This is a genomic window from Nocardiopsis sp. L17-MgMaSL7, assembly GCF_003182025.1.
Classification (GTDB): Bacteria; Actinomycetota; Actinomycetes; order Streptosporangiales; family Streptosporangiaceae; genus Nocardiopsis; species Nocardiopsis prasina.
Genome location: NZ_QGTF01000019.1, coordinates 25,631 through 48,447 on the forward strand (window position 1 = coordinate 25,631; position 22,817 = coordinate 48,447).

14 protein-coding genes are annotated in these 22,817 nt (G+C 71.2%); 7 read left to right on the forward strand and 7 right to left on the reverse strand.

Annotated elements, in window-relative coordinates:
- Window positions 1–19: 19 nt before the first annotated feature.
- Window positions 20–1,675 (reverse strand): FumA C-terminus/TtdB family hydratase beta subunit, encoded by a 1,656-nt coding sequence (locus tag BDW27_RS24510; RefSeq protein ID WP_110051999.1) that lies wholly within the window; start codon window positions 1,673–1,675, stop codon window positions 20–22.
- A gap of 53 nt (window positions 1,676–1,728) precedes the next feature.
- Window positions 1,729–2,919 (reverse strand): CaiB/BaiF CoA-transferase family protein, encoded by a 1,191-nt coding sequence (locus BDW27_RS24515; protein ID WP_110051963.1) that lies wholly within the window; start codon window positions 2,917–2,919, stop codon window positions 1,729–1,731.
- Between the two features lie 183 nt (window positions 2,920–3,102).
- On the opposite strand from BDW27_RS24515, the gene BDW27_RS24520 reads away from it, so the two are divergent.
- On the forward strand, window positions 3,103–3,765 hold the full coding sequence (locus BDW27_RS24520) for a GntR family transcriptional regulator (protein WP_017546846.1): 663 nt from the start codon (window positions 3,103–3,105) through the stop codon (window positions 3,763–3,765).
- A 344-nt stretch (window positions 3,766–4,109) separates the two neighbouring features.
- Here the strand turns inward: BDW27_RS24520 and BDW27_RS24525 are convergent, their stop codons facing one another.
- The gene (locus tag BDW27_RS24525) at window positions 4,110–6,446 is read right to left on the reverse strand and encodes a molybdopterin-dependent oxidoreductase (RefSeq protein ID WP_199560758.1); all 2,337 of its coding nucleotides are present in this window, start codon (window positions 6,444–6,446) and stop codon (window positions 4,110–4,112) included.
- 165 nt (window positions 6,447–6,611) lie between these two features.
- Between BDW27_RS24525 and BDW27_RS24530 the strand changes: the two genes are divergently transcribed.
- From BDW27_RS24530 to BDW27_RS24540, 3 genes are all read left to right on the forward strand, one after another.
- The gene (locus tag BDW27_RS24530) at window positions 6,612–7,559 is read left to right on the forward strand and encodes a CoA ester lyase (RefSeq protein ID WP_017546848.1); all 948 of its coding nucleotides are present in this window, start codon (window positions 6,612–6,614) and stop codon (window positions 7,557–7,559) included.
- 76 nt (window positions 7,560–7,635) lie between these two features.
- Window positions 7,636–8,334: a response regulator transcription factor gene (locus BDW27_RS24535; RefSeq protein WP_026129659.1), complete on the forward strand. Its 699-nt coding sequence runs from the start codon at window positions 7,636–7,638 to the stop codon at window positions 8,332–8,334.
- A 62-nt stretch (window positions 8,335–8,396) separates the two neighbouring features.
- Window positions 8,397–9,953 carry a HAMP domain-containing sensor histidine kinase gene (locus BDW27_RS24540; protein WP_110051964.1) on the forward strand — a complete coding sequence of 519 codons (1,557 nt, stop codon included), beginning with the start codon at window positions 8,397–8,399 and terminating at the stop codon, window positions 9,951–9,953.
- Here the strand turns inward: BDW27_RS24540 and BDW27_RS24545 are convergent.
- The 3 genes from BDW27_RS24545 to BDW27_RS24555 form a co-directional block, all read right to left on the reverse strand.
- A complete protein-coding gene (locus BDW27_RS24545) occupies window positions 9,950–10,336 on the reverse strand; it encodes a DUF4259 domain-containing protein (protein WP_110051967.1) in 387 nt (128 codons plus the stop codon). The two genes, BDW27_RS24540 and BDW27_RS24545, sit on opposite strands and share 4 nt — an antisense overlap.
- Window positions 10,337–10,475: 139 nt before the next feature.
- The gene (locus tag BDW27_RS24550) at window positions 10,476–11,735 is read right to left on the reverse strand and encodes a glycosyltransferase (RefSeq protein WP_110051969.1); all 1,260 of its coding nucleotides are present in this window, start codon (window positions 11,733–11,735) and stop codon (window positions 10,476–10,478) included.
- A gap of 302 nt (window positions 11,736–12,037) precedes the next feature.
- A complete protein-coding gene (locus BDW27_RS24555) occupies window positions 12,038–13,771 on the reverse strand; it encodes a S1C family serine protease (RefSeq protein WP_110051971.1) in 1,734 nt (577 codons plus the stop codon).
- 230 nt (window positions 13,772–14,001) lie between these two features.
- Here BDW27_RS24555 and BDW27_RS24560 point away from each other — a divergent pair, with 230 nt between their 5' ends.
- Window positions 14,002–14,607, forward strand: coding sequence for a response regulator transcription factor (locus tag BDW27_RS24560; RefSeq protein ID WP_110051973.1), 606 nt, complete (start codon window positions 14,002–14,004; stop codon window positions 14,605–14,607).
- Between the two features lie 117 nt (window positions 14,608–14,724).
- On the opposite strand, the gene BDW27_RS24565 is transcribed toward BDW27_RS24560, so the two are convergent.
- Window positions 14,725–16,890, reverse strand: a complete 2,166-nt coding sequence (locus BDW27_RS24565; protein WP_017546855.1) for a SpoIIE family protein phosphatase — start codon at window positions 16,888–16,890, stop codon at window positions 14,725–14,727.
- 418 nt (window positions 16,891–17,308) lie between these two features.
- Here BDW27_RS24565 and BDW27_RS24570 point away from each other — a divergent pair, with 418 nt between their 5' ends.
- Complete coding sequence (locus tag BDW27_RS24570) at window positions 17,309–21,733, forward strand: HAMP domain-containing protein (RefSeq protein WP_110051974.1); 4,425 nt, start codon at window positions 17,309–17,311, stop codon at window positions 21,731–21,733.
- Between the two features lie 6 nt (window positions 21,734–21,739).
- Window positions 21,740–22,378, forward strand: a complete 639-nt coding sequence (locus BDW27_RS24575) for a two-component system response regulator (RefSeq protein ID WP_017546857.1) — start codon at window positions 21,740–21,742, stop codon at window positions 22,376–22,378.
- Window positions 22,379–22,817 lie beyond the last annotated feature (439 nt).

The window sequence follows — 22,817 nt, forward strand, 5'->3', positions numbered from 1 at the left end:
TTCCTCTGTCCGGACGGGGTCAGACCCCGGGGCGGGGGGTGATGTTCAGGGTCGGGGAGGCGATGGGCGCGAAGAAGTCGTCACCCTTGTCGTTGATCACGAGGAACGCCGGGAAGTCCTCGACGCGGATCCGCCAGACCGCCTCCATGCCGAGGTCGGAGTGGTCCAGGACCTCGACCTCGCGGATGCACTCCTCGGCCAGACGGGCGGCGGGTCCGCCGACGGACCCCAGATAGAAGCCGCCGTGCCTGCGGCACGCGTCGACGACCTGCCGCGAGCGGTTCCCCTTGGCCAACATGACCAGCGAGCCCCCGGCGCGCTGGAACTCCTCGACGTAGCCGTCCATGCGTCCCGCCGTGGTCGGGCCGAAGGAACCGGACGGGCGCCCGTCCGGGGTCTTGGCCGGACCGGCGTAGTAGACGGGGTGGTCCCTCAGGTACGCGGGCATCGGCTCGCCGCGCTCCAGGGCGGCCCGGACACGGGCGTGCGCGATGTCGCGGGCCACCACGATGGTGCCGTCGAGACTGACCCGCGTGCCGACGGGGACACCGGAAAGCTGTGAGCGGATCCGGTCCATGGGCTGGTCCAGGTCCACGCGCAGCGCGTCCTGGGAGAGCCGTTCGTCGGAGACCGGCGGCTGGAACCGGGCCGGGTCGGTCTCCAGCCGTTCCAGGAAGGCGCCCTCCGGGGTGAGCACCGCCTTGGCCTGGCGGTCGGCGGAGCAGGACACCGCCATCGCGATCGGAAGCGAGCCGCCGTGGCGGGGCAGCCGCACGACGCGGACGTCGTGGCAGAAGTACTTGCCGCCGAACTGGGCTCCGTAGCCGATCCGGCGGGTCAGCTCGTGCACGCGCCGCTCGAAGGCGTGGTCGCGGAAGCCGTGGCCCAGGGGCGATCCCCGTTCGGGCAGCGCGTCGAGCTGGCGCGTGGACGCGAGCTTGGCGACGGTGAGCGCCTGGTCGGCGCTCGAACCGCCGACGACGATCGCCAGGTGGTAGGGCGGGCAGGCCGCGGTGCCCAGGGAGCGGAGCCGCTCCTCCAGGAAGGCGAGCATGCGCTCCTCCTCGAGCACGGCCTTGCTCTCCTGGTACAGGAAGGTCTTGTTCGCGCTCCCGCCGCCCTTGGCCATGAACAGCAGTTCGTACCGGGGCTCGTTGCCCGGCAGGAGCTTGATGTCGATCTGCGCGGGCAGGTTGGTGCCGGTGTTGACCTCGTCCCACATGGTCAGCGGCGCCATCTGGGAGTAGCGCAGGTTGAGGCGGGAGTAGGCGTCGTACACCCCGGCCGAGATCTGCCGGTGGTCGTCCCCGTCGGTCAGCACCGCGTTGCTCCGCTGCCCGATGACCACGGCCGTGCCGGTGTCCTGGCACATCGGAAGCACGCCCCCGGCGGCGACCGCCGCGTTGCGCAGCAGGTCGGAGGCGACGAAGCGGTCGTTGCCGCTGGCCTCGGGGTCGTCGACGATCGAGCGCAGCTGCGCGAGGTGGGACGGGCGCAGCAGATGGGCCATGTCCTCCATGGCCTGCCGGGTCAGGGTCCGCAGCACCCGGGGCTCGACCTCAAGGAAGGGGCGACCGGCGACGGAGCGCGACCGGAGGCCCTCGGTGCCGACGAGGCGGTACTCGGTGGTGTCCGGGCCCAGGGGGAGCGGTCCGGTGTAGGGGATCTCCGACACGGGGGTTTCCGACAGAGGTGCCTCCGAGACGCCCTCCTCGGGCAGGGGGTTCGTCACGAGGCCCTCCCGGTTCCGGCGGAACCTGCCGGAGAGGCGCCGCAGGGCGGGGACTCGGCGAGTTCGGCGCGGATGGCGTCGGTGTGTTCCCCCAGAGCCGGGACCGGTCCCATCACGGGCTCGACGCCACCCGGCGTCACCGGTGGGAGCAGCGCCCTGACGGGTCCCTGCGGTGTGTCGACCTCGCGCCAACGGTTGCGGGCCGCGAGCTGAGGGTGGTCGGCGAACTCGGCCATGGTGCGCAGGCGCGCGTTGGCGATCCCCGCCGCGTCCAGCCGAGTGGTCGCGCCGTCCGCGGTGAGGTCGGCGAAGGACGCCTCCACGGCCTCGGCGACCCGCTCCTGGTTGCGCACGCGGTCACTGTTGGTCGCCAGCTCGGGGGCGGAGGCGAGTTCGGGGCGGCCCAGCACACGCGTGCACAGGGCCTGCCACTCGCGGTCGTTCTGCACCGCGAGGAACACCTCGGCGCCGTCCCCGGTCCGGAAGGGGCCGTAGGGGGAGATGGAGGCGTGGCGGGCCCCGGTGCGCCGGGGGGCCGTCCCCCCGTAGTTCGCGTAGTAGTACGGGTAGCCCATCCACTCGCCGAGGGCGTCCAGCATGGCGACGTCCACGTGGGTGCCCGCACCGGTGGCCTCGCGTTCGTACAGGGCCGCCAGGATCCCGGAGTAGGCGTACATTCCGGCGGAGATGTCGGCGATCGACACCCCGGCCTTGGCGGGTTCCTCCTCGGAGCCGGTGATCGACAGGAGCCCGGCCTCGCACTGGATGAGCAGGTCGTAGGCCTTCTTGTCGCGGTAGGGGCCCTCGGTGCCGTAACCGGAGATCTGGCAGGTGATCAGCCGCGGGTTGCGCGCCCGGAGCGCGTCGGCGCCGAACCCGGCCCGCTCGGCGGCGCCGGGCGCCAGGTTCTGCACGAACACGTCGGCGCGGTCGATGAGCTTGCCGAGCAGCTCCGCGTCGTCGGGGTCCTTGATGTCCAGGGCGAGGCTCTCCTTGCCCCGGTTGATCCAGACGAAGTGGCTCGACATCCCCTGGACGGTGGTGTCGTAGCCGCGTGCGAAGTCGCCCGAGCCGGGGCGCTCCACCTTGATCACCCGGGCGCCGAGGTCGGCGAGCTGACGGGTGGCGAAGGGGGCCGCGACCGCCTGCTCGATGGAGACGACGGTGACACCGTCCAGAGAGGGCATGGGTAACTCCTTCGGCGCCTCCTGGCGGGGAGGCGCGGTTGGGGGTCGGGCGGATCGGACCACCGCTCACGGTGGCCGCGTGCGCCGCGCGTCACTGGTGGATGTGACGCGTGGCACGAACGGCGACGAAAGTGACAATAATTTATAAATGACAAAATGCCAAGGTGCGATAGTCTGATCCCCATGTCGATCGAGCGCGCGGAAGCCCCGACCAAATCCGAGGTGGCCTACCGCGCACTGCGTGACGCCATCCGCTCGGGAGAGCTGCCCCCGGGGGAGCGGCTACGGCTCCAGGACCTCGCGCGCAGGCTCGGGATGAGCCTGACCCCCGTGCGGGACGCCCTCCGGATGCTCGCGGCCCACGGCCTCATCGAGCAGAAGGCCAACCTCGGGGCAGTCGTCGCCCAGTGCACCCCCGAGCGGGCGGAGGACGTGTACCGGCTCCGCCTCGTCCTCGAACCCATGGCGGCCCGGCTGGCCGCGGAGCAGGCCACGGACGCGCAGCTGGAGGAGATGGCGGAGGCCCTGAAGGTCCTCGACCGGGCCGTCGAGGACGGGCGCAACGAGGACATCACCGGACTCAACGTCCGCTTCCACCGGACGGTCTACGGCGCGGCCCGCTCCGACTACCTCATGGACTTCATCGACCGGCTGTGGAACGGGGTCCCCTACCAGGCGATCAGCCTCGTGGGGCGTGCCCACGCGTCGTCGGAACAGCACCACGCGATCATGGCCGCGCTCCGGGACCGGGACGGCGAGCTGGCCGCCGAACTCATGCGCGCGCACATCGACGAGGCGGCCGAGCACACGATGCGCCAGCTCACCGCGGAGACCGCCGCCGACTGAGATGGTTCGCCGGTGCGACCGACGGGCCGGGATGGTGTGCCCGAGCCCTCCGGCCCGGGTTGAACACGCCAGGTGGACCGGGGCCCGGATTCGGGCTTGAGGGTGGTCCGACAGAGACGCCGCTGGTGGGCCGACACGGGGCCGGGACCGTGCTCGGACCCCCACGCTCCGGACCGAGGCCGCACCCCCCAGGGAACGCGGGGCTCGGATTCCGTTCCAGTGCGTGGTCCGACTGAGAACGCTGCCAGTGGGGCCGGACCGGGGCGGCCCGGGGCGGCCCGGCGGCGAACGCCCCAGGGAACGCGCGGGTCCCACCCATGGTGGGTACTCCGCCGTGCCCCCGGTCAGCCCTCGAACGGCTCCACGCCCAGCGGCGGGTCGAAGGCGCGGACGCGTGGCGGAGCACCCTCGTACGGCTCCACCCGAACCCGCACCAGCTGACCGGTGCACCCCTGGGACAGCGACGAGGTGCCCACGTCCTCGGTGAGCGCGTTCGGGTTGCCGTGCACGCAGGTGACGTCGGTCCCCGAGGGGTCGTACCAGGCGCCGGTCGAGAGCTGGACCACCCCGGGCCGCAGGGCCTCGCTCACCACCAGACCGGCAAGGCACGAACCCCGCGCACCCGACACACGCACCACGTCGCCGTCGCGGACCCCGGCCCGCTCGGCGTCGTCGGGGTGCATCCGCACCGGGTCGCGGCCGTCGACCTTCCGTGAGGCGCTGTAGGCGCCCATGTCCTGCTGACTGTGCAGCCGGGTGGCAGGTTGGTTGGCGACCAGCACCAGCGGCAGATCCGCGTCGTCGACGCCGGTGACCACCGGACCGGGCAGCCAGACCGGGTGCCCGGGGCAGTCCGCGTAGCCGAAGGACGCGATGGTCTCCGAGTACAGCTCGATCCGCCCGCTCGGCGTCCGCAGCGCGTTGGCCTCAGGATCCTCGCGGAACTCGCCCAGGTGGGTCTCGTCCTCGACCCGGCCGGGCATCTCGATCCGCCCCCGCTCCCAGAACTCGTCGAAGCCGGGGGTCTCCAGGTCACGGCGGGCCAGCAGCGACCGCCACCGCTCGTAGGCCACCCGCGCCCACTCGCCGCTGGTCCGCCCCTCGGTGAACTCCTCCCGCACACCCAGACGTTCGGCCAGGTCGGTGTAGGTGTCGTACTCGTCGCGGGCCTGCCCGTGCGGCGCGACCAGGCGCGGCATCGCGCGCAGCGCCAGATCACCGTGGCTGGCGGCCATGTCGTCCCGCTCCAGCACGGTGGTCGAGGGGATCACGATGTCGGCGTGCCGGGCGGTGGCGGTCCAGTGCGTCTCGTGCACCACCACGGTGTCAGGACGGCCGAAAGCCCTGGTCAGCCGGGCCAGGTCCTGATGGTGGTGGAAGGGGTTGCCGCCCGCCCAGTACACGAGCCGGATGTCCGGGAAGACGCGGCGCTCGCCGTTGAAGTCGTAGGCCTGCCCGGGACGCAGCAGCATGTCGGAGACCTGAGCGACCGGGATGAAGGCGGTCACGGCGTTGTTCCCCTGGGGCATGCGCGGCAGCCCCAACGGGGTGGCCCCGCCCCCGTAGTTGCCCATGGAGCCGTACCCCGACGCGAACCCCGCCCCGGGCAGCCCCACCTGGCCCAGGACGCAGGCCAGCGCGAACCCCGCCCACAGCGGCTGCTCGCCGTACCTCGCCCGCTGGAGCGACCAGCCCACGTTCACCAGCGTGCGCTTCTCAGCCATCCGCCGGGCCAGCGCGCGCAGGTCCGCGGCGGGCACCCCGCTCACCCGCTCGGCCCACTCGGGGGAGCGCTCCACCCCTCCGGGGTTCCCGCGCTCGTCCCGCTCACCCATGACGTAGGCGCGCACGCGGTCCGCGCCCTCCGTGTAGCGGTCGAGGAAGGCGGTGTCTGCCAGCCCCTCGGAGAACAGCACGTGCATGAGGGCCAGCATCACGGCGGTGTCCGTCCCCGGCCGGAGCGAGACCCACGCCGACTTCACCCCGGCGTCGGTGTCGTCGCGCAACGGCGACACCGAGACGAACTCCACCCCGGCGTCCGAGGCCGCGCGCATCGCCTGGGCGGCGGTCTGCGAGTCCCGTCCGCCCGAGGTCGTCCACGTGTTGCTCACCCGCAGCCCGCCGAAGCTCACCAGGAGCTCCGTGTGCTCGCGGATGCGCTTCCAGGACGGCACCCGCCGGAACAGGCGGTTGGCCGCCCGCGTGCCGATCAGGTGCGGGAACAGCACCTCCAGGGCGGCGTGGCTGTAGGTGTTCACCGACCGCGTGTAACCGCCGATGGTGTTGAGGAACCGGTGCAGCTGGCTCTGCGCGTGGTGGACGCGGCCCGCACTGCCCCAGCCGTAGGAACCCCCGAAGATCGCCTCGTTGCCGTGCTCCGAACGCACCCTGTCCAGCTCCCCGGCCAGCAGGTCCAGGACGGTGGACCACTCCACCTCCACGTAGGAGTCCTCGGGGTCGCCCCGGAGGGAGTCGGGTCCGGGCCCGTGCTCCAGCCAGCGGCGGCGCACCGCTGGGCGGGCCACCCTGGTGCGGTGGTGCTGCGCCACGGGGGTGTTGCCGATGACCGGCGACGCCTCCGGGTCCTCTGGGTTGGCGCGCACGCCGACCACCCGGTCGTCGTGGACCTCGACCTGGTAGCTGCCCCAGTGGGCGCTGGTCGGGCGAAGCGTCGCGGACATGTGCACTCCCGTGTTCCCCTGCGTGACCCCGGACGGGGGTACGACCCCCTCCCAGGTCACACTCTACGCAGCGCGGGGGGACGCGCCTCCTGCGGCGACCGGTCGCGGTGCGATGATGATCCGCGCAGCCAACACCAGGACACACGCGCAAGGGAGCAGGCGAAGATGGGTGAGCTCAGGTCACGGCGGTCGGTACTCGCGGTCCCGGGGTCCAACCCCCGGTTCGTGGAGAAGGCCCGGGGACTGGAAACCGACGCCTTCTTCCTGGACCTGGAGGACGCCGTAGCGCCGACGGAGAAGGAGGCCGCCCGCGCCACCGTGGTCCGGGCGCTCAACGACGGCGGCTGGGAGGGCCGGGTCCGGTCGGTGCGCGTCAACGACGTCGCCACCGAGTGGGCCTACCGCGACGTCATCGCCGTCGTCGAGGGTGCCGGGGCGCACCTGGACACCCTGGTCCTGCCCAAGGTCACCGAGGCCCGGGACGTCCACTGGCTGGACACCCTCCTCACCCAGATCGAACGCGCCTCGGACCTGCCGGTCGGCCGGATCGGGATCGAGGCGCAGATCGAGGACGCCAAGGGCCTGGTCGAGGTGGATCGGATCGCCGCCGCCTCGCCCCGCCTGGAGACGCTGGTCTACGGACCCGCCGACTTCATGGCCTCGGTCAACATGAAGAGCCTGGTCGTGGGGGAGCAGCCGCCCGGCTACGACACCGGTGACGCCTACCACCACGTCCTCATGCGCATCCTCGTGGCGGCCCGCGCCCACGGCCTCCAGGCCATCGACGGCCCCTACCTCCAGATCCGCGACGTCGACGCCTTCCGCAGGGCGGCAGGGCGCACCGCCGCGCTCGGGTTCGACGGCAAGTGGGTCCTGCACCCGCTCCAGGTGGAGGCGGCCAACGAGGCCTACGCGCCGACCCAGGAGGACTACGACCACGCCGAGCTGATCCTGGACGCCTACCAGCACGCCACCACCGTCGACCGGCGCGGCGCCGTCATGCTCGGCGAGGAGATGCTCGACGAGGCCTCCCGCAAGATGGCTCTGGTCGTGGCGGGCAAGGGCCGCGCCGCCGGACTCACCCGCACCCGCGCGTTCGAACCCGGCGCCTGACCCGCGACCACCGGTCTCGCACCCTTCCGGCCCGCCTCTTACCGACCTCTCACCAAGGTGGGAGAGCATGTCCCCCATGGAAAGCACCGCCACCGTCCTGATCGCCGACGATGACCGGGCCATCAGGGAGTCCCTGGAACGCGCCCTCCAACTGGAGGGGTACACGGTGCGGACGGCGGCGGACGGCGTCCAGGCGCTGGCCGCCGTCCACGCCGACCCCGTGGACCTGCTCGTCCTGGACGTGATGATGCCCGGGGTCGACGGGCTCGGAGTGGCCCGCGTGCTGCGCGCCGAACAGGACAGGACCCCCATCCTCATGCTCACCGCCAGGGTGGAGACCCCGGAGCGGGTGGCGGGGCTGGACGCCGGGGCCGACGACTACCTCGCCAAGCCCTTCGAGCTCGACGAACTCCTGGCGCGACTGCGCGCACTGCTGCGCCGCGCCGCGCCCGTGCCCGAGGAGGTCGACGGGGACGCTCCTCTACGGGTGGGCGAGCTGCGGCTGGACGCCCGGGCCCGCCGGGTCTGGCGGGGCGAACGCGAGATCGAGCTGTCCAAGACCGAGTTCGACCTGCTCGAACTGCTCATGCGCAACTCGGGGATCGTGCTCGACCACGCCACCATCTACGACCGCATCTGGGGCTACGACTTCGGTCCGGAGTCCAAGAACCTCGCGGTCTACATCAGCTACCTGCGCCGCAAGCTGGAGGACGGCGGTCCGCCGCTGATCCAGACGGTCCGGGGCGTCGGGTACACGCTGCGTCCCCAGGGGTGAGGCCCGTGTCCGCTCCCGAACCCGCACCGACGCCCGCTTCCCCGGGGCCCTCGCGCGCCAGCATGGTCCTGCACCCGAGGGAGTGGCGCCTCGGCACCCGGTTCGCCGTGCTCTTCGCCCTGGTCGCGGCGTTCACCATCGCCCTCGTCGGCACCCTGGCCTACAGCACCGCCGCCGCGCTCATCCGGGCCGACGCCGAGAGCGAGTTCGACGAGGCCGTGCAGAACCTGTCCCGGCAGCTCGTGGTCTCCGCGCAGAACAACCAGGACGCCCCGGACGGCAACACCTTCACCTTCCTGGCGCCCGGCAGCCTGGACGCGCAGATCCTCACCCCGGACGGCACCTGGGCGCGGCTGCTCGCCAACCGGCACGAACTCTCCTCCTTCCACCCCACCTCCGCGGACCTGGAGGTGGCCCGGGCCGAGGGCGCCGGGGTTGTGGACACCAGGGAGACCCGGATCCAGGGCCAGGAGTACCGGGTGGGCACCGTGTCCCTGGGGGAGGGGCGCGGCGCGATCCAGCTCCTGCAACGGCTTTCCCCCGTGGAGCAGATGATCGGGCGGCTGGCCACCCAGATCCTGTGGGTCGGCCTGCTGGTCGCCCTGTGCGCGGCCTCGGTGGGCTGGCTGGCGGGCCACCGCATCACCGGCCGCCTGGTCCGGCTCACCAACGCCGCCGAGTACGTCAGCTCCACCGGACGCCTGGACCCGGTCACCCCGAACCGGAACGCCCACGGAGAGCAGGGCGATCCGGCCGGAGGACCCGGCGCCCCGGAGGAGCCGGGCAACGACGAGGTGGGGCGGCTGAGCACGGCGTTCAACGCCATGCTGGCCCGCCTGGCACGCTCCAAGGACGAACAGCGCCGTCTGGTGCAGGACGCCGCGCACGAGCTGCGGACCCCGCTCACCAGCCTGCACACCAACGTGCAGGTGCTGGGCCGGGTGGACCGGCTCAGCCCGGAGGGGCGCCAACGGCTCATCGACGACCTCCAGGGGGAGACCCGCGAGCTGACCGGGCTGGTCAACGAACTGGTCGGGCTGGCCACCGGCAACCACGAGGACGAGTCCCCGAGCCCGGTCGTGCTCGCCGACGTCGCCAGGCGGGTGGCGGCGCGCAGCCACCGCCGCACCGGCAGGGAGATCCTGGTGGACGCGGACGACAGCGTGGTGTGGGGACGGCCCGGCTCCCTGGAACGGGCCCTGGCCAATCCGGTGGAGAACTCCGCCAAGTTCGACCCCGAGGGGAGCGAGCCGATCGTCATCCGGGTCCGCCAGGGCGTGGTGGAGGTCCTGGACCGCGGTCCGGGCGTGGACCCGGCCGAGATCGGTCACCTCTTCGAACGCTTCTTCCGGGCCACCGTCGCGCGTGGCCTGCCCGGCTCCGGACTGGGGCTGTCCATGGTCAAGGAGATCGCGCACACGCACGGCGGTCAGGTGTTCGCCCGCAACCGGGAGGGCGGGGGCATGGTGATCGGCCTCCAGCTGCCGCTCCACCGGCCGCCGCAGGACGGACCACCGCCCGCACCCCCGGGGCCTCCGGCCACACCGCCCGGACCTGCGGGCGCGCCTCCGGGGCCGCCGCCAGGGGTTCCGCCAGCGCCTCCGGGGCCAACCGCCTAGCCGGTCAGGGAGGGGGCGTCGGGGGCGGCCGCGACGGCCAGCCGGTCGAAGGTGCGGTGCAGCACGGCCCGGCGCTCCTCCCTGAACTCCGGGGAGGGTTCGAGCCCGTCGATGCTCCGCTCCCAGGCCGCCATGTAGACCCGGCGCCAACCGAGCACGACCTCGGGTGCGGGCAGCCGCCCGCCCGAATAGCCCTCACGCGCGAGGACGTACAGCAGTTCCAGGTGGCACGGGACGGCGTCGCCCCAGTACTCGTCGGCCTCCAGTTCGACCGGTTCGCCGGCCATCGCCGCGGCGACCTCCCCGACGAGCCGGTCGACGACGGCCGACAGGTGGTCGGCGGCCGTGTCGTTGTCGAGGTTCCCGCTGCCCCAGGTACCCATGGAAGTCCTCCCGGTCACGTGTCGACTGGGGACATCGAACCAGGCGGCACCGACACTTCCGGGTCGGAGCGGTTCCGGGGCGAACTCCGGGCAGAACTCCGGGCCGGACCCCAGGTCGACCCCGGGCGGCTCGGGGCCCTCACCAGGGGCGGGCGCCGACCGTCGCCTCTCGGTAGATCCGCTCGAAGCGCTCCAGGGAGTCCTCCAGACGGTGCCGGGACGCCATCGACCTGCTGTGCGCGCCCATCCGCTTCCGTGTGGCCTCGTCCTCCACCACCAGGCGCGTCCGTGCGGCCAACTCGATCGGGTGGCCGGGCTGGTACAGGTAGCCGTTGCGGCCCTCCTCCACCAGGTGGGGCAGGGCCATGGCGTCGGCGGCCACCAGGGGCAGTCCGCTGGCCATGGCCTCCAGAGTGGCGATGCTCTGGAGCTCGGCGGTGCCCGCGATGGTGAACACGTCCGCGCACCGGTACACGTCGGGCAGGTCCTCGTGGGCGACGAACCCGAGGAACACCACCCGGTCGGCGACCCCCTCCGCGCGGGCCAGCTCCTCCAACCTGTCCCGGTGGGCGCCGTGCCCGGCCAGCACCAGCTGGACGCCGGGCAGGAGCCCCACGGCCCGGACCAGCTCGTCGGCGTTCTTCTCCTCGTCCAGACGGCCCACGAACAGCATGGTCGTGCGGTCGGGGACGCCGAAACGCTCACGCAGGCGCCGCCGTTCGGCCGCCGGTGCCTTGGCGGGCAGCGGCTGGAACCGGGACAGATCGATGCCGCAGGAGACGGGCTCCACCGGACGGGCGAACCCCTGCTCCGTCAGGAGACCCGCGGCGGCCGGGGTCGGCGTGGTCACGTGCTCGACCTTCGACAGCACGCGGCCCAGATCCCACCAGGCCAGGCGGGCCGCGTACGGGCGCAGGGGCTCGGGTATGCGCATGGGGTCGAAGAGGTTCTCGGGCATGAAGTGGTTGGTGGCCACCACCGGGATGCCGTGGGCGCGCGCGGCGTGGGTGAGGATCCTGCCGACCACGAAGTGGTTCTGGATGTGCACGGTGTCCGGGCGCAGCCGGTCCAGGAGTCGGTTCAGGTGCCCGCGCACCCCGGGCGGCAGGGCCAGGCGCACGCTCTCGTGCGCCAGGGAAGGCATGGACCGCAGGCGGTGTTCCACCACTCCGTCGCGCTCGGCCACGAAGGGGCGGCCGGTGGGCGAGGGGCCCAGGACGTGCACCTCGGCGCCGCGCTCGGCCAGTCCGTGGGCCAGGCGGGCGGTGAAGTAGGCGGCGCCGTTCACGTCGGGCGGATAGGTGTCGGTGCCGATGAGGACCCGGACGCGGCGCCCCCCGCGACCCTTCTCCGGCGACCGGGGAACGGTGGGGGACTGCGGTGCGAAGGACGTGGACATACCGGTTCTCCTGGAGGCGTCGAGCGGCTGGGCCGTGCTCTGGTCCGGTGCGGTGTACGACGAGTGTGGTCCACCGGTATGGACCGTCGCCGACCTTCCGGTGACGCCGAGGCGACCGGCGACGTAGCAGAAGGCGCAGGGAAGAATACTCTCCGTGGTCGCCTTTGTGTGTCAAGGCACAATGACCGCGTCTCGGACACCGGTTCGCAACCCCCACCCCGCGCAGCGGACGGGGGCGGACCGGCCTCCTGGCCAGTCCGCCCCCGTCCCGGGATCGGAGAAAGAAAAGGAAGACGCCCCCGTCAGTCCTCCTCGATCTCCGAGGCCTCCTCCTCAGCCGCGGCCGCGCTCTGCTCGCCCAGCGTCACCGTGACCTCCTGCTCGGAGCCGCTGCCACCGGGCAGCACGCCCAGGGTGACCTCGTCACCGGGCCGCAGGGCGCGGATGAGCGCGATCAGCTGGTCCGGAGAGGAAACGGCCTCCCCGTCCACGGACACGATCACGTCCTCGACCTTCAGGCCCGCCTCCTCGGCGGCCCCGCCCTCGGTCAGTTCCATGATCTGCGCGCCGCCGACCGGGCTGGGCGCGATGGTGGCCTGGATGGCCGGGTAGCTCGCGCTGCCGGTCTCGACCAGCTGCTCGGTGATCGGCCGGACCTGGTTGATGGGGATGGCGAAGCCCAGACCCACCGAACCGCTCTCCTGGGAGAGCCCGGCGATCGCGGTGTTGATCCCGATCACCTCACCGGCCATGTTCACCAGCGGGCCGCCGGAGTTGCCGGGGTTGATCGCGGCGTCGGTCTGGATCGCGTTGATCACCGTCGCGGTCTGGCTGCCGCCGCTCTCGGTGGCACCGGTGTTCACCGGGCGGTTGAGCGCGCTCACCACGCCCGTGGTCACCGTGCCGGACAGCCCGAGCGGCGAACCGATCGCCACCACGTCGCCGCCGACGCCGACCTGGTCGGAGTCGCCGAGCTTCGCGGGGGTGAGGTCGTTACGGCCCTGGGCCTGGAGCACGGCGATGTCGGAGACCGGGTCGGCCCCGAGCAGCTCCGCCTCCGCCGAGGTGCCGTCGTTGAACCGCACCAGCAGGGGGCCCTCACCGGCGGCCTCCACCACGTGCGCGTTGGTCAGGATCTGGCCGTCCGAGGAGATGACGACACCGCTGCCGCCGCCCGCGCTGGTCTGGATGGAGACCACGCTGGGCAGGACCTCGTCGGCGACGTCGCCGACGGCGCCCTCGGTCGCGGTCGTCCCCTGCTCGCCGGTGAGCGAACTGATCGGGGAACTGCCCCCGCCGGGCATCAGGTAGGCGGTTCCCAGGGCGGCGGCCGGGCCGACGATCAGGCTGGTGACGAGGGCGGTAGCCGCCGCCACGCCCACGATGCGGCCGGTGCCGCGCTTCTTGCGGGCCTCCTGCGGCTGACCGGGGAAGGGTCCCTGGCCGAACTGCGGGTAGTGGGACGGTCCGAACTGACTCGTCTGGTGCGGCCCCTGGGAGTGCGGACCACCCTGGGGGTGCGGACCCTGAGGGTGTGCTCCGCCGAAGCCACCCGGCCCCTGCGGGCCGCCGTGACCCCCGGCCATGAAGGCCGCCGTGTGCGGCCCCTGGGGCGGCGGCGCCCCAGGAGGCTGGTGGCCCGCGATCCGCGGGCCCTGGGGCGGGTCGAACGGGCCGCCGAAGCCCCCGGGCCGCTCGGGGCCGTCGCCGGGCCGCGGGCCCTCCGGCGCCGGACCGGGAGCGGAGCCCGCGTGGCCGTCGGGGCCGGGGAAGACGTAGGAGGCCCGGTCGGTGTCGTTGGGGCCGGTCGCCCAGCCGGGCTGGGAGCCCTCGGGCGCGGAGAAGCGCGGGGCGGACGGACCGGGCTCGCCCGGCTGCTCGTTCGCGGCGTCGTCGGGGAGGGAACCCTCGAAGGGGCGCGCCTCACCGGTCTCGGGCTGGTCCGTGGCACCGGACCCGGTGTGACCGTGCTCGGCGTCGCCGCGCTCGGCTCCAGCACCGGTCTCCGGACCTTCACTCGGGTCGTTCGGGTGCAACTCATCCTCCGGCTGACGGGACGATGTACTGACTTGCTTCATCTTGGGGGGCGTCGGTTAGAACAGGGTGAGAGCCCCATACATCGTGGTTTCGAGTTGGCTCCGGCCCTGGTCGGCGGTGTGCCCCGGTCTGTGTTTCCGCGCGAACGCATTGACTTATGCACCACAATGTCCGAAACGATACCGCGCCCCCGCTTCCGGAACCCGATACGACAGGGAAGGCCCCACCCGTGATCAAGCTCGTTCTCGCCGACGACGAACACCTCGTGCGAGGAGCGATCGCCGCGCTCCTCGGACTGGAGGACGACCTGGAGGTCGTCGCCGAGGTGGGGCGCGGAGACCAGGTGGTCGACACCGTCCTCGAACACGGGGCCGCCGTCGCCGTCCTGGACATCGAGATGCCGGGCGCCACCGGGCTGGAGGCCGCCGCCGAACTGAAGGAGCGCGCCCCCGACTGCGGGGTCGTCATCCTCACGAGCTTCGGCCGCCCCGGTTACCTGCGCCGCGCCCTGACCTCCGGGGCCCGGGGCTTCCTCGCCAAGGACGCCCCCGTCGAACAGCTCGCCGGGGCCATCCGCAGGGTGCACGAGGGCGGCCGCTACATCGACACCGAACTGGCCGCCGCCGCGATGGTCGGCGGGGAGAGCCCGCTCACCGACCGCGAGGCCGAGGTGCTCCGCGCCGCCGCCGACGGCGCCACCGTCGCCCGCATCGCCAAGGCCCTGCACCTCACCGAGGGCACCGTCCGCAACTACCTGTCCAACGCCATCGGCAAGACGGGCGCGGACAACCGCATGGCCGCCATTCGCACCGCCCAGGACATGGGCTGGCTCTGACCGGCTCGTGAACCCGGCCGACCCGGCTGGCCCGGTCGATCCGGCGTGCCCGGTCCGGCTCGGGACCGGCAGGGCCGAGGGGACCGACGGAACCGGCGGGACGGGAGGGCGGCCGGGCTACAGGAAGCGCAGGACGAGCATCGCGGTGTCGTCGGAGTTGCCGCCCGGGGCGTACTCCTCCAGCTCACGGTCGATCCGGCTGATCACGGCCTGCGCGGTGAGCCCGGCGGCGCCGGAGAAGATCTTCATCAGACCCTCGTCGCCGAGCATGTCCGAACCGCTGCGGCGCTCGGTGACGCCGTCGGTCACCGCGAGCACCACCTCGCCCGGGCGGATGTCCACGCTCTCCGTGCTGAAGCCCACGTCCTCGAAGGCGCCCAACAGCGGCTGGGACGTGCCGAACGGCTCGACCTCGCCCTTCTGGTTCAGGCGCAGCGGCAACGGGTGTCCGGCCGAGACCATGCGCACCCGCATCCCGCCGGCCTCGTCCGTGGCCGGGGTCATCTCCCCGTAGAGCATCGTCAGGAACCGGGTCGACGTGTTCTCGTCCAGGATCGCCAGGTTCAGCCGCTGCATGATGTGCGCCGGGGTGAACCCCTCCCGGGCCAGGGCGCGCAGCGTGTGCCGGGCCAGGCCCGTGACCGCCGCCGCCTCCGGCCCGGTGCCGCACACGTCACCGATGGCGAAGCACCAGCGGCCGCTTGCGGAGAACACGTCGTAGAAGTCCCCGCCCACCTCGCTGCGCTCGTCCGAGGGCCGGTAGTAGACCGCGTGGTCCACGCCGGGGATCACCGGCTCCTTGTCCTTGGGCGGCAGCAGACTGCGCTGGAGCGCGGTGCTCATGGCCGTGTGCCGCTCGTGCAGACGCGCGTTCTCCATCGCCGACGCCACCCGGCGGCTGAGGTCGTCCGCGACGTCGGCCTCCTCGCGGGTGAAGTCGTCCGAATCGTTCTTGCCGATGGTCATCCGGCCGAGCGCGCGCCCGTGGGCCACCAGCGGGATGCTGATCGCCGGACCGCGCGCGATCGCCCCGGTCATCTGCTCGTCCAGACCCTCGTCGGCCAGGTCCTTGTTCGACCACAGCGGGCCCGGCTCGCGCTGTTCGCGCGGCGGCAGCGCGGTCAGCAGGGACCGCAGGACGTCGTTGAGGTTCTCGTCCCCGTGCACCACGTGGGTGAGCCGGGAGATCCCCAGCTCGTTGATGGTGTGGATGGCGCACCACCGGCCCAGCCGCGAGGTGATCAGCTGCGCGGCCAGCGCCCCCGTCATCCGCTCGTCCAGTGTGCCCGCGAGCAGGTCGCTGGCCTCGGCCAGGAAGCTCAGCGAGGCACGGCGGCTCAGCTCGACCTCGGCCAGCCGGGACCGCTCCACCGGCAGGGCGATCAGGTCCGCGCCCTCCTGGAGCCGCTTGGCCGCCGCCGGACCGAAGTGCCGGGCCCGTGTGGAGGCCACGCCGAGCAGTCCGGTCACCCGGCCGTCGACGATCAGCGGAGCCGTCACCAGCGAACGCATCCCGGCCCTGGCCAGGGCGCCCCGGGTGGTGCGGGCGATCATCAGGTCGTCGTTGATCACCGGGCCGGGTTCGGGCGCGGCGGACGGGAAGATCTCCTCTGAGCGCACCCGCAGCGGACGCCACGGCGCCCCGCCGGTGAGCCCCACCGCCGAGCGCACCTCCCACATGGTCTCGTCCGAGGTGGCCAGCGCGACGTAGGCGGCGTCCCCGCTCAGCGCCGTGGTCGAGTACTCCACGGTGCGTTCCAGCAGCTGGGGCAGGGACAGCCGGGAGCCCAGCGCCGAGTCCAGCGCCGACCACGCGGGCGGGCGCACCGGACGGGTCGGCCCCCTGCGCACCGGAGGGGACTCCAGCGACGGGTGGTCCCCGGGCCGGTCCTCGATCCGGAACCACACGGCCTTGTCGTTGCGCCCGTAGCTCACGCCCCAGCTGGAGGCGATCGCCGACGCCAGGGCCAGCCCCAGACCACCGCTGCGCTCGTCACCGGTGGAGGGAGAGGTGTCCACGGCCAGCGGCCCGGCCTGCGGGACGGCGCGCTCGGGCGCGGAGTCGGTGACCATCACCTCGGTCGACCCCTCCGCGCGGCGCACCGTCACCTCCAGCGCCGAGTCCGCGTGGATGACGGCGTTGGTGACCAGTTCGCTCACCAGCAGGATGATGTCGTCGAAGGGATCGGGCACGCCCCAACTGAGCAGGGTGTCGTGCACGAACTCTCGGGCGGCCGCCGCGGTCTCGGGAGCAGGGGGGAACTCTCGTCGTGCGACCTTCAACGCGTCTTGTGCTGCCAAGCCGTCGGTGTCCTTCGTCACTGGGCGCGGGTGTGGGAGGGGTGGCCACTGCCACGATACGCGTGCCGTCCTCCCTGGGAACCCCGATCCACCCCGAACCTCACGCGACCCCGCGCGGGAACGGCTCTCACGGACGGGAACCCGAGGCGGGTCAGCCACGAGCGAAAGGGGAACATGCCCAACACTCCTGTGCGCTTTGGCTCCGCCAGTTAGTGTAAGACGACACATCCGCTTCTTTCGGGTGGTATTCCGCGACGATAACGTGACGGGGTGTCACCAGGGGTGCTCGTGAGGCACGTGCACCTCCGTGTCCCGTGCGTGCGATTCGTGCGGGGCCCGTTCACCGTGGGCCGATACGCGTTCGGTGGCCGAGAAGACGTGCGGGATTGAGGAGGGGTTCATGCCCGAGGCGGTCACGGAACTGGCCGACGACCAGCTCGACGAGATCCTGAGTGCCCTGTACCGGATGCGTGACGGCGACTTCAGTGTCCGGCTCAGGTCGCGCGGCAGCGGCAAACTCCGCGAGATCACCTCCGTCTTCAACGAGGTGATCGACCACAGCGAGCAGCTCAGCACCGAACTCCAGCGGGTCGGCGACGTCGTGCGCGACGAGGGCCGGCTCAACGAGCGGGTCAACGTCCACCCGGCACGCGGCGCTTGGGGCAACAGCGCCCGCGCCCTCAACGTCCTCCTCGACGAGGTCGCCGAACCCGTCACCGACGTCGCGCGGGTCCTGGACTCGGTCGCCGAGGGCGAACTGAACCGCCGGGCGTCCACCGAGGGCCGCCGGGGCGAACTCAAGGGCGACCTCCTGCGCCTGGCCAACACCGTGAACCGGATGGCCGACCAGATGAGCGGCTTCACCGAGGAGGTCACCCGGGTCGCCCGCGAGGTGGGCACCGAGGGCAAGCTCGGCGGCAGCGCTCGGGTCGAGGACGTCTCCGGCGCCTGGCGCGAGGTCACCGAGTCGGTCAACCAGATGGCCTCCCGCCTCACCCTCCAGGTCCGTGACATCTCCACCGTCACGACCGCCGTCGCCCGTGGTGACCTCAGCAAGAAGATCACCATCGACGTCCAGGGCGAGATGCTGGAGCTCAAGGACACCTTCAACACGATGGTGGACCAGCTCTCCACGTTCGCCGACGAGGTCACCCGAGTCGCGCGCGAGGTGGGCACCGAGGGCAAGCTGGGCGGTCGCGCCAACGTCCGAGGGGTCCAGGGCATCTGGAAGAACCTCACGGACAACGTGAACTCGATGGCGGACAACCTGACCAACCAGGTCCGCGACATCTCCAAGGTGACCACCGCGGTGGCCCGGGGCGACCTCACCCGCAAGGTCGAGGTGGACGTCCAGGGCGAGATGCTGGCCCTGAAGAACACCGTGAACACCATGGTCGACCAGCTCGACTCCCTGGCGGACGAGGTCACGAGGGTGGCCCGCGAGGTGGGTACCGAGGGCAAGCTGGGCGGTCGCGCCAACGTCAAGGGCGTGTCGGGCATCTGGAAGGACCTGACCGACAACGTCAACTCGATGGCCAACAGCCTCACCTACCAGGTCCGCAACATCTCCCAGGTGACGACGGCGGTCGCCAAGGGCGACCTGAGCAAGAAGATCACCGTCGACGCCCAGGGCGAGATGCTCGACATGAAGGACACCATCAACAAGATGGTGGACCAGCTGTCGACGTTCGCCGACGAGGTCACCAGGGTGGCCCGCGAAGTGGGCACCGAGGGCAAACTGGCCGGGCAGGCCCACGTGCGCGACGTGTCCGGGGTCTGGAAGGACCTCACGGACAACGTGAACTCCATGGCCAACAACCTGACCTACCAGGTGCGGCAGATCTCCATGGTCACGCGGGCGGTCGCCGCCGGTGACCTGACCAAGAAGGTCACCGTCAACGCTAAGGGCGAGATGCTGGAGCTGAAGGACACCATCAACGTGATGGTGGACCAGCTGTCCGCGTTCGCCGACGAGGTGACACGCGTGGCCCGTGAGGTGGGCACCGAGGGCAAGCTGGGCGGCCGCGCCAGCGTCAGGGGCGTTTCCGGCATCTGGAACGACCTCACCGAGAACGTGAACTCGATGTCGCACAACCTCACCACCCAGGTGCGCAACATCTCCGAGGTCACGACCGCCGTCGCCGCCGGTGACCTCACCAAGAAGATCGACGTCAACGCCCAGGGCGAGATCCTGGAGGTGAAGACGACGGTGAACACGATGGTCGACCAGCTGTCGGCCTTCGCCACCGAGGTCACCCGGGTGGCGCACGAGGTGGGCAGCCAGGGGCAGCTGGGCGGCCAGGCCAAGGTCGAGGGCGTCACCGGCACGTGGAAGCAGCTGACCGACAGCGTGAACGGGCTGGCGGGCAACCTCACCACACAGGTGCGCGCGATCGCCGAGGTCGCCAACGCCGTCGCCAAGGGCGACCTGACCCGCAACATCCAGGTCGACACCCGCGGCGAGATGGAACAGCTCAAGGACAACATCAACCTGATGGTGTCCAACCTGCGCGAGACCACCGCCGACCAGGCCGACGCGGACTGGCTCAAGTCCAACCTGGCCCGCATCTCCGGTCACATCCAGGGCCACCGCGACCTCAACGAGCTCGCCCGCCTGATCATGACCGAGGTGACGCCGCTGATCGGGGCCCAGCACGGCGCCTGCTACCTGCCCGAGGACCAGGACAACGAGGGGGTCTTCCGCCTCTACGCCGGGTTCGGCTTCGACCCGCCCGAGGGGCGCCAGCGCATCCGCAAGGGCATCGGACTGGCCGGTGAGGCGCTGTCCCAGCAGGTCGAACAGCAGATCTCCAACATCCCGCCCGGGTACGTGCAGGTCGAGTCCGGGCTGGGCGGCGCGCAGCCGCGCAACCTGTACATCCTCCCGATCGTCACCGAGGGGCGCTCGCTCGGCGTGATCGAGTTCGCGTCCTACGAAGAGTTCCGTGAGATCCACAAGAACTTCCTGCGCCAGCTGGTGGCACTGCTCGGCACCACCATCAACACCATCCTGGCCAACAACCGCACGGAGCACCTGCTCGAACAGTCCCAGCAGCTCACCAGCCAGCTGCGCGAACGCTCCAACGAGCTCCAGCGCCAGCAGGAGGAGCTGCGCGGCAAGAACGCGGAGCTGCGGCAGAAGGCCACCCAGCTGGCCAACCAGAACCGCGCGATCGAACTCCAGAACCAGCAGATCCAGCGTTCCCGCAACGCCCTGGAGGAGCGCGCGCACCAGCTCCAGGTCTCGTCCAAGTACAAGTCCGAGTTCCTGGCCAACATGTCGCACGAGCTGCGCACGCCGCTGAACAGCCTGCTGATCCTGGCCCGCCTGCTCGCGGACAACGCCGAGCAGAACCTGTCCGCCAAGCAGGTGGAGTTCGCGCAGACCATCCACAAGGCCGGCAGCGACCTGCTGCTGCTCATCGACGAGATCCTGGACCTGTCCAAGGTGGAGGCGGGCCGCGCCGAGGTGCAGCCCAGCGAGGTCTCCATCGCCCAGCTCGTCGACTACGTGGAGGCCACCTTCCGCCCGGTCACCGGCGAGCAGGGGCTGGCGTTCGCGGTGGACGTCTCACCGGACATCCCGGGCACCCTGTGGACCGACGAGCAGCGCCTCCAGCAGATCCTGCGCAACCTGCTCTCCAACGCGGTGAAGTTCACCCCGCAGGGCGAGGTACGGCTGCTGATCGAGCCCGCCTGGGCGCTGGAGGACGCCGACCTCGACATGTTCGTGGAGAACGAGGAGGTCATCGCGTTCACCGTCGCCGACACCGGCATCGGGATCGCCGAGGACAAACTCCAGGTGATCTTCGAGGCCTTCCACCAGGGTGACGGCGGCACCTCGCGGCGGTTCGGCGGCACGGGCCTGGGCCTGTCCATCAGCCGCAACTTCGCCCGTCTGCTCGGCGGCGAGATCCGCGTGCAGAGCGTGGCCAACCGGGGGTCGACCTTCACCCTGCTGCTCCCGGTCCGGTTGCCCGACGACGCCGGGGAGAACGCGGACGAGATCACCACCAGCCTGGAGCCGGTGCCCGCGATCGAACCGAGCCGGATCGAGTACGACTCCCTGCCGGACCTGTCCGACGACGACCTCAACCTGCCGGACGAGGACTTCGACGCCGTCGTGGCGGCCCTGACCGACTCCGGTGAGACGGTCGAGCCGTTGCCCATGGTGCAGGTGCTCAAGGCGCCCGAACCCGCCGAGGCGGAGTCGAGCGAGAGCTCCCAGGAGACCGTGGAGGCCCGGACCGACCCCGAGCGGCGGGCCGTGCTGGCCGGACAACGGGTGCTGATCGTCGACGACGACGTGCGCAACGTGTTCGCGCTGACCAGCGCACTCGAAGCCCAGGGGCTGGAGGTCCTCTACGCTGACAACGGGCACACCGGCATCGAGAAGCTGGAGGCCAACGAGGAGATCTCCCTCGTCCTGATGGACGTGATGATGCCCGAGCTGGACGGCAACCAGACCACCCAGCGCATCCGCGAGATGCCGCAGTTCGAGGACCTGCCGATCATCTCCCTGACGGCCAAGGCCATGCAGGGTGACCGGGAGCGCAGCCTCGCGGCCGGGGCCACGGACTACGTGACCAAGCCGGTGGACCTGGACCACCTCCTGGACGTGATGCGACGCTGGCTCACGGCTGGCCCGGAGGAGACCAGAGCGGGGGCGGCGGGCGACGACCTGAGGGCCGGTGGAACGGACGCGACCGAAGCCGGGCACAATGGCGCCAGAGGCCACGACGGCAACAGCGACACCACGGATAACAACGACGCGAGCGGGGACACTGGCAGCACCGGTAGCACCCCGACAGAAGACTCGGAGTAGCCAGCAGTGACTCAGAAGGCCAACATCCTTCTCGTCGACGACCGAGACGAGAACCTGATCGCTTTGGAGGCGGCCCTCACCTCCCTCGACCAGAACCTGGTCAGGGCCAACTCGGGTGAGGAGGCTCTGAAGCACCTTCTGGGCACCGACTTCGCGGTCATCCTGCTCGACGTGATCATGCCGGGCATGGACGGGTACGAGACCGCCGCGCACATCAAGCAGCGCGAGAAGACCAAGGACGTGCCGATCATCTTCCTGACCGCCCAGGAAGTCGATCGGCACCAGGTCTTCCGCGGCTACTCGTCGCGCGCGGTGGACTTCCTGATCAAGCCGTTCGACCCGTGGGTGCTGCGCTCCAAGGTCGAGGTGTTCGTGGAACTGCACCAGCTCAAGGCGCAGATGCGCGAACAGGCCAGGTCACTCCAGCGGGTACTCAACCAGGAGACCGGGGAACCCGGACGGGTCCTGGCCGAGCAGCTGGCCCAGCGCTCGCGCCAGGTCCAGACCGACCTCGCCTCCCTTCGCGAGCACATCGTCGACAACTACCAGGAGGTCGACCAGCCACTGGTGGACGCCGTCCGACGAGTCGACCGCTCCGCCTCACGGCTGTCCACCCTGGTCGACACGCTGCACGGGCCCGAGTAATTCAGGGCCTTTGCTCGGCGCCTTTGCAGAGGAACCTTCGGTGTCTACGGTGTGATGGCTCGTTCCTCGCAATCCCACCTCCACCACCTCCAGAACCCTCTCCGGCACCCTCATCTTCTTTGGGCCTCCGCTTCGCTTCGGCCCGTGTTCGGTGCCTTTGCAGAGGGATTTGGGTTCAAGGCAACACAGCATCCTCGTCTACGCCTGGCTCGTTCCTCGCTGGCGGCTTGACTCGTCTTGCAGAACCCTCTCCGGCACCCTCATCTTTTTTGGGCCTCCGCTTCGCTTCGGCCCGTGTTCGGTGCCTTTGCAGAGGGATTTGGGTTCAAGGCAACACAGCATCCTCGTCTACGCCTGGCTCGTTCCTCGCTGGCGGCTTGACTCGTCTTGCAGAACCCTCTCCGGCACCCTCATCTTTTTTGGGCCTCCGCTTCGCTTT